The sequence below is a fragment of the Blautia coccoides genome, from assembly GCF_034355335.1.
GTDB classification, from domain to species: domain Bacteria; phylum Bacillota; class Clostridia; order Lachnospirales; family Lachnospiraceae; genus Blautia; species Blautia producta.
Genome location: NZ_CP136422.1, coordinates 124,247 through 137,770 on the forward strand (window position 1 = coordinate 124,247; position 13,524 = coordinate 137,770).

At 44.7% G+C, this 13,524-nt stretch carries 10 protein-coding genes; 9 read left to right on the forward strand and 1 reads right to left on the reverse strand.

The window, feature by feature from the left end; all coding sequences use genetic code 11:
- Window positions 1-332: 332 nt before the first annotated feature.
- The 7 genes from BLCOC_RS00545 (at window position 333) to BLCOC_RS00575 (ending at window position 8,801) form a co-directional block, all read left to right on the forward strand.
- On the forward strand, window positions 333-1,700 hold the full coding sequence (locus BLCOC_RS00545) for an ABC transporter substrate-binding protein (protein ID WP_115624032.1): 1,368 nt from the start codon (window positions 333-335) through the stop codon (window positions 1,698-1,700).
- A gap of 148 nt (window positions 1,701-1,848) precedes the next feature.
- A complete protein-coding gene (locus tag BLCOC_RS00550; RefSeq protein WP_115624033.1) occupies window positions 1,849-2,739 on the forward strand; it encodes a carbohydrate ABC transporter permease in 891 nt (296 codons plus the stop codon).
- Between the two features lie 133 nt (window positions 2,740-2,872).
- Window positions 2,873-4,162, forward strand: a complete 1,290-nt coding sequence (locus BLCOC_RS00555) for an IS110 family RNA-guided transposase (RefSeq protein WP_115623341.1) — start codon at window positions 2,873-2,875, stop codon at window positions 4,160-4,162.
- 520 nt (window positions 4,163-4,682) lie between these two features.
- Complete coding sequence (locus BLCOC_RS00560; protein ID WP_018597143.1) at window positions 4,683-5,525, forward strand: carbohydrate ABC transporter permease; 843 nt, start codon at window positions 4,683-4,685, stop codon at window positions 5,523-5,525.
- A 65-nt stretch (window positions 5,526-5,590) separates the two neighbouring features.
- Window positions 5,591-6,649, forward strand: coding sequence for a Gfo/Idh/MocA family protein (locus BLCOC_RS00565; RefSeq protein ID WP_115624034.1), 1,059 nt, complete (start codon window positions 5,591-5,593; stop codon window positions 6,647-6,649).
- Window positions 6,650-6,852: 203 nt separating this feature from the next.
- Window positions 6,853-7,893, forward strand: coding sequence for a zinc-dependent alcohol dehydrogenase (locus BLCOC_RS00570; RefSeq protein WP_115624035.1), 1,041 nt, complete (start codon window positions 6,853-6,855; stop codon window positions 7,891-7,893).
- An 89-nt stretch (window positions 7,894-7,982) separates the two neighbouring features.
- The gene (locus BLCOC_RS00575; RefSeq protein ID WP_029470914.1) at window positions 7,983-8,801 is read left to right on the forward strand and encodes an AraC family transcriptional regulator; all 819 of its coding nucleotides are present in this window, start codon (window positions 7,983-7,985) and stop codon (window positions 8,799-8,801) included.
- A gap of 21 nt (window positions 8,802-8,822) precedes the next feature.
- Here the strand turns inward: BLCOC_RS00575 and BLCOC_RS00580 are convergent, their stop codons facing one another.
- The gene (locus BLCOC_RS00580; protein ID WP_115624036.1) at window positions 8,823-9,686 is read right to left on the reverse strand and encodes an AraC family transcriptional regulator; all 864 of its coding nucleotides are present in this window, start codon (window positions 9,684-9,686) and stop codon (window positions 8,823-8,825) included.
- 141 nt (window positions 9,687-9,827) lie between these two features.
- Between BLCOC_RS00580 and melA the strand changes: the two genes are divergently transcribed.
- Both melA and BLCOC_RS00590 read left to right on the forward strand, forming a co-directional pair.
- Entirely contained in the window at window positions 9,828-11,150 is a 1,323-nt protein-coding gene (gene melA, locus BLCOC_RS00585) for an alpha-glucosidase/alpha-galactosidase (protein ID WP_018597138.1), read from the forward strand.
- 431 nt (window positions 11,151-11,581) lie between these two features.
- A complete protein-coding gene (locus tag BLCOC_RS00590) occupies window positions 11,582-13,489 on the forward strand; it encodes a putative bifunctional diguanylate cyclase/phosphodiesterase (RefSeq protein ID WP_115624037.1) in 1,908 nt (635 codons plus the stop codon).
- Window positions 13,490-13,524 lie beyond the last annotated feature (35 nt).

Sequence of the window (13,524 nt, forward strand, 5' to 3'; positions counted from 1 at the left end):
TATTTTTTTCAAGCGGCACATTAGCTTGACGATTATTTTGGTATTAAATGCAAAAAGTATTTAATTTAGGAAAAGTATCTGATGATTGAATAATCATATTTATCAGAAAACTCAATCAATAACAAATTTATTTGCAGTTTTACAGGTTTTAGAAAAGAAAATATTGGGGATGAGAGGAAAAAACAGGTATAAAACATGTAAATATGCAAAGATAATTTCAAAATATGTAAAACTGCAAAGAACAGGAAAAGGAGTGGTAAGTACATTTTCTACAAGAAATGCTATATTAAACATACCAAAAATATTTAATTTTATGCAAAGGAGATGTATTTATGAAAAGAAAATGGAAGGTATTGACCGGTTTGGTGCTTGTGGGGACAATGTTGGCAGGGTGCACGCCCGGAACGGAAAAAGAGGGCGATGCTGCCGAGAGTAAAACAGACACAAACGAGACAAAAAAGGAGGCAGTTGATGCGGGGGACAGCGCTGCTTCCGGTGAGAAGATCGAACTCAATATGTGGGATTTGAGGACTGAAGGTGCCGGAGCGAAAATGATAGACACCATTATTGAAAATTTTGAAAAGGAAAATCCCAACATTTCAATCAAGCGGACTGCGTTTAAAGTGTCAGATCTGAGAAATACCATCAAGCCTGCCATAAACAGTGGGGAGGGGCCGGATATTTTCAGCTATGACGCAGGTGCAGGTTATCTTGGCGTTTTGGCGAATGCAGGGCTGGCAATGGATCTGAGTGATTACAGGGAGCAGTATAAATGGGATGACAGGTTCCACGACTGGGCGTTAGAGAAGACGGTATATGACGGCAAACTGTACGGTGTGGCCAATGAACTGGAGATGCTCGGAGTCTATTACAATAAGCAGATGTTTGAGGAGGAAGGGATTCAGGAACCTGAGACTTATGAGGAGTTCATGCAGATATGCCAGAAATTTAAAGATAAAGGGGTCACCCCTCTTATCATGGACGACAAAGAGCAGTGGCCCGGATTTCATTATGAGTCAATCTGGCTGAACAGTTTTGTGGGAGCGGACAGAGTGAAGGAAGCGGTAGCAGGAAAGATACCCTGGACAAGCGAAGGCTTCGGAGCGGCGTTGGACGAACTTTACAGTGTGTTTGAGAAGGGATATACCACAGAAAAACCTTTGAGTCTGGCTTCTGAAGATGCAAACAAAGCGTTTTACGCAGGTGAAGGTGCTATGCGTGTGACAGGTACCTGGCTGGTATCCGCGTGTGTGGAAAATATGAAGGACAATGTGGGATTCTTCTTTGTGCCTGTGGCATCAGATGATTTGGATAACTGCCCTCCGGGAGGACTTGGAGAAGCAGTGGTAGTGAATTCAAAAACAAAATATCCGGACGAGACAGTAAAATTCCTGGATTACATGTTCCAGCCCGACAATATAAAGATTTGGTATGAGGCAGGCCTGATTCCCTCAGTAAAGGATGTGGATTACAGCACTTATGAAGTAAGCGAGCTGTTCAAAGATGTTGTGGATGAGATCAATGCGTCCGAGAACCTGGGAGAAAATATTGATGTTCTGATGCCGCCTAAGGTAAACGACGTGACACAGAACTATATCCAGCAATTGATCGCGGGCAAGACAGACGGTGCTGCCTGTATGGAACAGAAACAGAAAGCGTTTGAAGAAGAGATCGAGGCGGGAAATTATTCGGTGGAATAGGCAGTATCCCCGGGGGAAAATGCGCTTGCAGTCAGCTCTGTAAATGTGCAGATCCGGGAGTTACATGTGAATATTCTGTTATGAAAATCAGTGCGGGGCTGCAGGATTCTGCTGCAGCCCTGTCACATGCAGCGGGAAGGATGTTTTTATGGATAAAAAAAAGAGGATGCTGCTGAAAAATTGGATGGGATGCTTTGCCTTTGCGCTTCCGGCATTGTTGTTCTACTGCCTGTTTTTGGTAATGCCTATTTTTTCAACTGTGAGGATCAGTTTCCATGAATGGAACGGCGCGGCTCCTTTCATGAAGTTTGTGGGATTGGACAACTATGCAAGGGTGCTGAAGGACCCTATTTTCTATAAGGCATTAGGAAATAATGTCATCTGGATACTGTTCACAATATTTGTTCCGGTGCTTCTTGGTCTTATTTTTGCAGTGATGATGACCCAGAAGTACGTAAAAGGGAAATTTTTGTATCGGCTTACCTATTTTATGCCCAACGTGGTATCCCTTGTTGCGGTTGGAATTGTGTGGGGGTGGATTTACAATCCGGAGTTCGGAATTATGGGAAGAATGCTGGATACTCTGGGAATGCACGGGGCAGCAGGAATAGATTTTCTTGGCGATGAACGTTTGGTCATATGGTTTCTGGTGATCGCCGGGAGCTGGACCTGTTATGGATTTAATATGGTGGTATTTCTGGCAGCCCTGCAGGGCATTGATTCCAGTTATCTGGAGGTGGCAAAGCTGGAGGGCGCCAATGCGTTTCAAAAGTTCATCTATGTCATTGTGCCGCTGATCAAGGGAACCATTGTGCTTCTGGTGTCTAATTCCCTGATAGGCTCCTTCAAGGTTTTTGATCTGATTTATATTATGACAAAAGGCGGGCCTTATCACTCGTCAGAGGTCATCTCCACATATATGTATAATTCAGCTTTTAATATGAATGATTACGGATATGGTTCGGCACTTGCGGTAGTTCTGGCTGTGATAATCGCGGTTTGTTCCGGGATTTTCATGAAGCTGACAGATAAAGAGTAAAGGAGCTTCTTGTATAATTCAAATATAAGGAATTCCGAGAAAGAAGGTTGAGAAAAAAATACCTCAGAGTAAAATAAGATTACTGACTTTGGACGGTTAGTAAAAAATCTTATTAAACAGTGAGGTACTTGAAATGAATTATAACACACAGAACGCAAAAATTGCATCTATTACGGAAAAGACTTTAATCGTTGGTATTGATGTGGGAAGTGAAACCCATTATGCAAGAGCTTTCGGCTGGCGCAATTATGAGTACTCAAAGAAACCGTTTGCCTTCAGCAACGATGAAGCTGGATTTTCCTCATTCAAAGACTGGATGGACGATATAGCAGAGAAACATGGGATGGAAGCTGTGATTCCGGGAATGGAACCAACCGGTCACTACTGGCTGAACCTTGGAGCGTACCTGCAGGAACAGGGAATGAAGCCGGTACATGTGAATCCGCATCATGTCAAGAAGTCTAAAGAACTGGATGACAATAATCCGAGTAAGAATGACCGTAAAGATCCAAAAACAATTGCAGGTCTGGTAAATGAAGGAAGATTTTCATATCCATATATTCCAACCGGGATTTATGCAGAAATTAGAAATTTGTCCAACCTTCGTATTCAGACACAGGAAGAGATTACAAGAATCAAAAACAGGATCGCCCGCTGGTTCAGCATCTATTTTCCAGAGATCAAAGACGTTTACAGGAATCCGGATGCAGTAAGCGGACTGATGGTAATCAAACAGGCACCATTGCCCTGCGATATCAAAGAGCTTGGCGTGGATGGTGTTAATAAGATATGGAGAGATGCAAGGCTGAAAGGCGCTGGGATAAAGAGGGCAACGACCCTGGTAACCGCAGCGGAGCACAGCATCGGAAATACGGAAGCACCAAGAAGTGCCAGGAAAGAGATCCGAAACCTGTTGAATGACTACGAAATATATAAGAATCGTATGGATGAACTTATGGAAGAGATAGAGGAAACACTTTCTGAGATTGCCTATATAGATAAGCTGATGGAGATCAATGGGATTGGAATAAAAACGGTAAGCTGCTTTATTGCAGAGGTTGGAGACATTGGACGTTTTGATAATCCAAAGCAGGTGCAGAAACTGGCAGGATATGCTATTGTCGCAGACAGCTCCGGAAAGCATAATGGAGAAAGTCGTATCAGCCACAGGGGAAGAAAGCGTTTGAGATATGCGCTGTATGAAGCTGCGATATCGGTGATTGGGAAAAATAAAGAATTTAAAGAGATCCATTGTTATTACAGGACGAGGGAAAAGAATCCCCTGAAGAAGATGCAGTCGGTGATAGCGGTGGCATGTAAACTGATCCGGATATTTTATACAATACTAACAAAAGGCATAGAGTATGACGGTCAGAAGATGTTAAGTGACATTGTAAGACCTAAAATGCAGCCAGCAGCATAAAGAGAAAGAAACAGTGAATCATGGCCGGTCTGAGCCTTTGAAAGGAAAGAATGGAAGGCTGAGGCCAGCCATGATAGCTGGAAGAAACAAGTAAATGGAATGTAACAGGAAAACGTCCACCGAGAGGTGCTGTTGCAGGAAAAAGTCAGTAATAAAAAAACAAAGAATGGAGCCAGTAGTCGGCAGGAATATTCACCAGAGGGCATGACCCTGTAAAGGAGCTGAGCTGACACCCTGGTTATGGACAGGCGGGACGAGAGAAGTTAGGACTCAGCAATGGTCTGATGATCCTGGTAGACATGGGAGGTTCGCTGCCGTAGATGGATGGGTACACACAAGGCCATGTAGAACGAAAAGAGAAGACGTTTTATTTTGTGCACCCAAAATCCACTACTTTCGTACCAGATACAGAGAAATGTCCATTCCAATGGTTCTTTCTTCTGAGATATTTATTGATGAAACATTAAAAAATCCTTGATTTTCAAGGAAAAAAGACTTGACTATATAGGGAGGGGGAAATATGAGTGAACATGCAGCAGCCAGGCGGCACCTGGTCAGTCTCCTGACACACGCCATATTGATTTTATTTGTGCTTATTTCCGTGCTTCCTATCTTTTGGATGTGGATGGCAGCAGTAAAGCCGTTTGATCCCTCTGTAAACGATCCCTTTGCGTTTCCGTCTTCCGTGACATTTCAGTATATAAAGGAAGCATGGACAACAGGGCGTATGGGCGGTTATATGAAGAACAGTATTTTGGTGGCTGTGCCCAGGGTTTTTGTGGTGCTGTTATTTTCATCCATGGCGGGATATGCTTTTGGAAAGCTGAAATGGAAAGGGCGGAACCAGATTTTTTATTTTATTCTGATAGGAATGATGATACCGATCAATGCCATGATTATACCCCTTTATTATAACGTACAGCAGCTTGGCATGATCAATACACTGCAGGCTATGATACTGCCTTACTTTGGACTGTCCATGCCGTTTGCCTGCTTTATGATGAGGTCTTTTTTCAGGGAACTGCCGGATGAACTGGCAGAGTCGGCAACCATAGACGGGGCAGGAAAGTGGAAGACGTGGCTGTATGTAATGCTGCCGCTGACAAAACCGGCGCTTACATCCCTGCTTATCTTCGAGTTTATGTGGTCCTGGAATGATTATCTGCTGCCTATGCTGATGGTGTATGACGATAAATACAGGACACTTCCCCTGGGGCTTATGTATTTCCAGGGTGAGTACACCATGAACACATCACTGATCGCAGCGGGTGTGACCATATGTACGGTGCCGATCATTATTGTCTATTCTATTTTTCAGAGAAGCTTTGTTGACGGCATTACGGCAGGAGCGGTAAAGGGTTAGAGTGTGTTTGAAAATTGCTTTTCGCAGGATGTGCTTCACAATTTAAGATAGAGGAGGAAACATTTATGGAGATAAAAGCGGCAATACTTGGAGCCGGAAACATGGGAAAGAGCCACGCAAAGAGACTGTTGGAATCAGGGGCGCTGGTATCCTGTGTATGTGACAGAAGCCGGACAGCCAGAAGGACTTTCATCGACGAGATACAGAGGGAAGGAGTACAAAGGGAAGAGTTAGAAAAGGAAGAGTTACAGAAGAAAGGCATACAGCAGAGAGATGTACAGGAATTTGAGGACTTTGACGAAATGTTGGATGAAGGTGATTTTGATGTGCTGTTCATCTGTCTTCCACCTTTTGCCCAGGACCATCAGTTTGAGCGGGCTGCTGAGAGGGGCAAGCATATTTTTATTGAGAAGCCCATTGCTCTGAACACAGATACCGGCCGCAGAATGGTAAAGAGCGCGGAAGAGAACGGAATCATTACCAGAGTAGGATTTCACATGAGGCAGGGCACTGCGGTGCGGAAAATGAAAGAGCTTATCACATCCGGGGAGGCCGGGCGGCCGGTGTTGTTCCACGGGCACTATTCCTGCAATTCCCTGCATACACCCTGGTGGATAAACGTTGATCTGTGCGGCGGCCAGATTTATGAGCAGGCTATCCATGTCTATGATCTGTGCCGTTATCTCATGGGAGAGCCAAAATTCGCGGCCGGTGTTATGGGAAATGTATGTCATAACCATATCCATAACTATACAGTGGAAGATGTGAGCGCCTCTTTTGCCGGATTTACCAATGGCGCAGTGGCTGCGATCACGGCAAATAACTGTGAAATCCCGGGAGAATGGGTGGGAAGCTTCAAGGTGGTATATGAAAAAGTCACTGCCGAGTTCCGTGATTTTAATCATGCAGTTTTTACCTATACAGGGGAAAGTGAGATCAGGACGGAAATCATAGATTCCCAGAAGGATGCGTATCTGGATGAGGTCAAAGAATTCCTGGAGTGCGTAAAGGAGAAGAGGCAGACCATATGTGATATCAAAGAGGGGTATAAAAGCCTTTGCTACGTGGAAACTGTAGTGGAGTCCGCAGGTATGGACGGCGTGAAAATAGGTTTACATAAGTAAAGGATTATAGGGTGTAACGATTCGGCGGCTCTGCGCATTTACAGTGCTGACCGTAAAAAAGCCCCTTTGGAAGAAATGTTTGGCGGCCAGGCAAGAAGGCATGGCAAATGGCCATTCTGTATGGATTTTTGCACAGAACCGTGAGGGCACAGAATGGCTGCAATAGGCTTAAAATTTATTACAAATAAAGGAGAACTGAGGTTATGAAACAATTATTGCTGGGAATCAACGGAAAACCGGTTTTGGAAGAATATGAGGAGAAACCTCTTCAGGCAGGTTATGTGAGAGCAGTGTCAGAGTACGGTGCCCCAAAGCACGGCACCGAACTGCACGGATATGAGAAAGACCCTTTTGCAGGAGTCTATTATGATGAGAGTACCCACATTTTCAGACCCAGAGAGGAAGCTCTGGTGTATGATGGAAAGTCCGGCCTGGGAAATATGTGGGTGGGAAGAATCACCCAAATAGGCGAAGGGGTGGAAGGACTGGAAATAGGGCAGAGAGTTGCCGGGTATGGAAATCTGAAAAATACCCATACGGTGAAGGCGGAAGAGGTTCTGGTCATGCCTGACACTATGACTTGGAAGGAAGCAGTCTGCTATGATCCGCTGCAGTTTGCCCTGGGAGGAATCCGGGACGGGCATGTGCGTATGGGGGATAAGGTGCTGATATCCGGTCTTGGTGCCATTGGCCTGATGGCAGCCCAGGCTGCAAAAGCGGCAGGGGCCTCCCTTGTGGTGGTATCAGACCCTATAGAGAGAAGACGCAGGACCGCGCTGGAGAACGGAGCGGATATGGCCTTTGATCCCACAAAAGAGGATTTTGGGCTGATCCTCAGGGATAAGACGGATGGAATCGGTATGGATGTTGTGATTGAGACAAGCGGGAACTATAAGGCAGTGGAGCAGGGAATCCGCGCCCTTGCATATGGAGGGAATTTTGCCATGGTAGGCTGGCTGGGAGAATGTCATATACCTATTAATCTGGGATATGAGGGTCATTTTAACCAATGCCATTTCTACTTTTCACGGGCGTGCAGTGAACCAAACAACGACTATCCCAGATGGAGTTTTGACCGGATTTGCAGGGAGGCCTGGAATATGCTGTGCAAAGGCATGTTCTCCTGTGAAAATATTGTTGCTCCGGTGGTGGATTTCGATACCTGCGATGAGAGTTATCTGCACTATATTGTGGAGAATCCACAGGAGAGTGTGAAGATGGGAGTTGTGTTTAAGGAGCAGTAAGTCTGGATAAGCTTTGGCGATTGGATTAGATCTCTCAAAGGGAATCGCGGCCTCGAGCTTACAGTTCGGGCGCAGGGAAAGGAGACAGCATGAGTGATCGTTTAAAACCTTTGATCCAGCGGGCGGTTCTGGATATTGTAGAGTATGATTATCAGACCAGAACAGAGATGGTGCAGTTGGACAGACGGATGCCCTTCTGCGTGATGTCTTATCTGAAAAGAGGGGAGGCGCTTCTGCGCATTCAGGGCAAAGAGTACCAGTGCAGAGGCGGAGATGCTATTTTTGTGCCGCCGAATATAAAACATGACCATGTCAAGACATCAAAAGAGGAGACCGAGTTTTTGTGGTGGCATTTTAACTTTAGGACAGCCTATAACATAGATGTGCTGAGTTTTGTAAAGCTCCCGTATAAAGTACATATGGAAAACAGTAACGAGTTTGAACAGAAATTTTTTGACTATATGGAAGCCATACAGAATGAAAAGACAATCGCTGATATGATATATAAAAATGCTAAGGCGCTGGAGGTTCTGGCATGTATCTTTGACAGCTTTTTAAAATCCGAGAAGACACAGCCTGCCCCGGATATCCCGGAGGTTTTTATGGATATCTTTGATGATATATCCAGGATGCCCACTGCCGGTATGAATCTGAAAACACTGGCGGAAAAATATCATATGAATCCTACGTATATTTCCAACAAGTTCAAGGAGTATTTCGGAATATCCCCTATTTTCCTGCAGAGGAATATGCTTTTTGAGAAGGCGAAGGACTACCTTCTTTCCTCCGCCATGAATATAAATGAGATTTCAGGAGAGCTGGGTTTTTCGGAACATGCAGTATTTACAAGATTTTTTACGGAAAAAGCCGGAATATCCCCAAAGGAATTCAGAAATACCGGATTTTAAATCAGATGTAAGGCTAAGTGTTTAAAGGTGTTCATCATCCGGCAGACTCATGTCATCAAGTGGATACGGTTTGTGCTTGGTCTCCTCTTTCAGATATCCCCTGAACTGGCTGGGGGTATACCCCATGGTTCTGCGAAACTGGCTGCAAAAGGCAGCCGCGTCCCTGAATCCGCAGGAATAGGCAATTTCCGTTATTGTATACTGGGGGGAGCGGAGCATACTTGCAGCCGTCTGCAGCCGCAGGCGCATGAGATATTGTTTTGGTGATATGTGTTCCTCCTCCATGAAAATGCGGTACAGATAAGAGCGGTCAACGCCAATATAAGAGGCAATGTCAGATATGCGTATATTATAGCTGTAGTTATTGTTCATATACGCCCTGGCCCTGGCCAGATACTGGCGGGGATAATCTTCCCGGCTGGTAGGTTCCTGCTCCTGCATGGTGCCGAGAAATTCAAAAAAGTGTCCTATCAGAGTCAGGCTGTTCTGCCCGGAGGAGAGAAAAGCATCAAGCAGTTCCAGTATCCGGGATATGACAGCCTCCTTTTTTTCCTGGTCGTTCCGGCAAAAGTATACGCAGGAGTTCTGGAAACAAGTTCTGTCCAGAATATCCTCCACACTCATGCCGTCAAAGCCCACCCAGGCGTACCGCCACGGCTCTTTTGTATCAGCCTGGTAGTAGGTGGACTCCATGGGAGATATGAGGAACGCATCCCCTGCCTTCAGATGGTACGTTTCCCCGTTTCTTTTATAGACACCTTTTCCATCCAGCACCACATGGATCAGATAGTGGGGGCGGATGGCAGGGCCGAAGGCGTGCCCCGGAGTACATGGCTCAGTGCCGCAGAAATAGATGGACAGGGTGCCCGATGGCTTTGCATTCATTGTGTTCGCTCCTTTGTGTGTGACGGTTACCGTTATGCAACATTTTTACAATATTAAGAAACAAATAAGATAGAATATTTTCTGTTCTGATTATATAATAAGAACCATCAGAAAACAACAAAAACGGGAGGAAATGATAAAATGGCAAAAATCACTTTTATGGGTGCGGGAAGCACTGTATTTGCAAGAAATGTACTTGGTGACTGTATGTGCAGTCCGGCGCTGTGTGACAGTGAGATCGCGTTATATGATATTGACAGGAAGCGCCTGGAGGATTCCGAGATCATCCTCAATGCAATCAACAAAAATGTAAATGAGGGACGTGCCCGCATCAAGACATATCTGGGTGTGGAGAACAGAAAAGATGCACTGAGAAATGCAACATTTGTTGTAGATGCCATCCAGGTGGGAGGATATGACCCCTGCACCATTACAGACTTTGAGATTCCGAAGAAATTCGGTCTTCGCCAGACTATCGCGGATACACTGGGAATCGGCGGTATCATGAGAGGACTTCGTACCATTCCGGTGCTGGAAGGCTTTGCAAGAGATATGGAGGAAGTCTGCCCGGACGCGCTTTTTTTAAATTATACCAATCCCATGGGCATTCTGTCCGGCTATATGCAGCGCTACACAGATGTTAAGACCGTAGGCCTGTGCCACAGTGTCCAGGTTTGCTCCGAGAAGCTGCTGGAGAAACTGGATATGAAAGACAAGCTGGAAGGCCGTGTGGAGACGATTGCAGGTATCAACCATATGGCATGGCTGCTGGACATCAAGGATAAGGACGGCAATGATCTGTATCCGGAGATCCGCAGAAGAGCCGCAGAGATGAATGCGTCACAGAAACATGACGACATGGTTCGTTTTGAGTATATCAAACATCTGGGATACTACTGCACAGAGTCTAGTGAGCACAATGCGGAATACAACCCGTTCTTCATCAAATCCAGATATCCGGAGCTGATCGAGAAATTCAACATTCCGCTGGATGAGTACCCAAGAAGATGTATTGAACAGATCAAAGGATGGGAAGAGGAGAGAAACAGCATCCTCAAAGACGGAAAGATCACTCATGACAGGAGCAAAGAGTACGCTTCCTATATTATGGAATCAATCGTTACCAACCAGCCGTACAAAATCGGCGGCAATGTGATCAACAACGGTTCTATCGAGAACCTTCCGGCAGACGCCTGTGTGGAAGTTCCCTGCCTGGTTGACGGAACAGGTGTCAATCCCTGCAGAGTCGGAAGACTTCCGGTACAGCTTGCAGCTATGAACATGAGTAACATTAATGTACAGTTACTGACCATCGAAGCAGCGGCAACCAAGAAGAAAGAGTACATCTATCAGGCTGCCATGATGGATCCGCATACAGGCGCAGAACTGAGCATTGATGACATTGTAAAAATGTGTGACGAGCTTATTGACGCACACGGCGATTACATGAAAATGTATAAATAGATGACAGAAGGCATTGATAAATGCCGGAGGATTCTGATTTATTATTAAGACAGGTATCAAATACCCTGGGTGCTGCTGTTTGGCAGCACCCACTTCTATTTTAGGCGGAATAATTTTGTAGATGAAATTTCAGCTCGTAGGTTGATTTTCTGTTTAAATTTCTTGTAAAATCTGATTTTCCATTAAAACAAATCGTATATCCCCCATATGGCAAGAATAGTCTCAAAAGTATACGCAGTCCACCGGATGAAAATGGGCTGAACCCCCGTAAATTCAACGTTTTATAAGAAACTAAGGTTTGCTTTTCATTGTCTAAAATGTTAAAATGAAATGCAGAGGATAAGGTATGTTATGGTTAAAATGCTGATGCAGGAACGGAAAAATTCAGCAAATAGTCAGATATTATGTAAATATCACCTGGGAGGATGCAGATGAAAAAATATATGCGGATATTTTTTCCGATTTTATTTCTGTGCCTGTTGATCATCAGCGGTATTTCAGTGAAAATGATCCATAATATCAGTAATTACGGGACATTGATCAACTATGTGGGGATTGTCAGAGGGGCATCCCAGAGACTTGTTAAGCTGGAAATGAACGGGGTAGAACAAGATGAGCTGATAGATTACGTGGATTCCATTCTGAGGGAATTAAGGACAGGAGAAGGTAAATACGGACTGGTACTGACACGGTCAGAGGAATACAATGGGAATCTGGAGCTGCTGGATATACAGTGGAATATAGTTCTTGATAAGATACAGGAAGTTAGAGAGGGAAGAGGCAAAGAAGAGCTGCTGAGTGAGAGTGAGATACTTTTTAAAATCGCAAATGATACTGTATTTTCGCTTGAAAGATATTCTTCTTACCGGTCATCCCAGTTGGGGATGTTCATTTCAGCGGTGTCGGTTATATGCCTTATTCTGCTTGTCTATTATATAAAGAGCTTTTTTGATCTAAAGAAAAAGAATACAGTGCTCAAGGACATTGCCAGCAGGGATAAGCTGACAGGCGCCTATAATGAGGCTGAATTTAAAAAAGAAGCATCAGATATACTGGCACATAACCAGGACAAGAAATTCGCAGTGCTTTACATTGACATTGAGAACTTTAAATATATCAATGATGTTTTCGGATATGCATATGGTGATGAGATACTAAAGAATTATGCGTCTATTATGCTGAAAGATACCAGAGAGAATGAGGTGTTCGGCAGGAGCGTGGCCGACCGTTTTACAGCCCTGCGGTGTTATGAGCAAAAAGAAGAACTGCTGGCAAGGCAGAAGGAAGTGGACAGGAAATTTTTCCGGTCTGGGGGAAGGCTGTCCGGCAGACATATGGTGACAGTTGTCTGCGGCATCTGCTGTATTGAGGATGTGATCGAGCGCCTGGACGTGGGCGGACTGATCGACAGGGCTAATTTTGCACAGAAAACAGTCAAAAATAACCCCAATCGTCACTATGCTTTTTATAATGAGAGCATCAGGAAAAAGATGATTGAAGAAAACAGGATCAGGGACAGGATTGACACCGCAATGGATAAGGGAGAATTTGTAGTATATCTGCAGCCTAAAGTGTCACTGGCAAATGGAAAGATAGCAGGGGCAGAAGCCCTGGTACGCTGGCGGCTGCCGGACGGCGGGATGCTGTCTCCGGGAATCTTTATCCCTATCATGGAGAAAAACCATGTGATCGGAAAGCTGGATAAATATGTATTTGAAAGAGTATGCATATGGATACATAACAGGATAAGAGCAGGTCTGTCCATAGTACCAGTCTCGGTCAATGTGTCAAAGCTGCAGTTCTATAATCCTGATTTTGTAAAGGAATATAGGGAGATCAAGGAACAATATCAGGTGCCGGACGGCATTCTGGAAATAGAATTTACGGAGTCCGTAGCTTTTGAAAATCAGAAGTATATGCTGAAAGTCATCGAGGATCTGCATAACAGCGGATTCGGCTGTTCACTGGATGATTTCGGATCGGGATACTCTTCTCTTGGACTGCTGAAGGATATCCAGATAGACGTGCTGAAGCTGGATGCCACATTTTTCGGCGGCAGTGATAACAAAGAAAAAGAAAATCTCATAGTCAGAAGCATTATCACTATGGCAAAGGAATTGGATATCAAGGTGGTAGCGGAAGGTATTGAGAAACAGGAGCAGGTGGAATTTTTGAAGGGGACAGGTTGTGATCTGATCCAGGGATTTGTCTATTTTAAACCTATGCCTATCAAAGAATTTGAAAAATGCATTAATGTCCAAAATGAGACGCAGCCGGAACAAGTGGCTGCAATGCAGAACATAATCAGCGGTCTGGTTATGCCGGCGCGATTATTTTGAAGAAAATACGGAGAAGCCGGGGAATCCCCTTTATT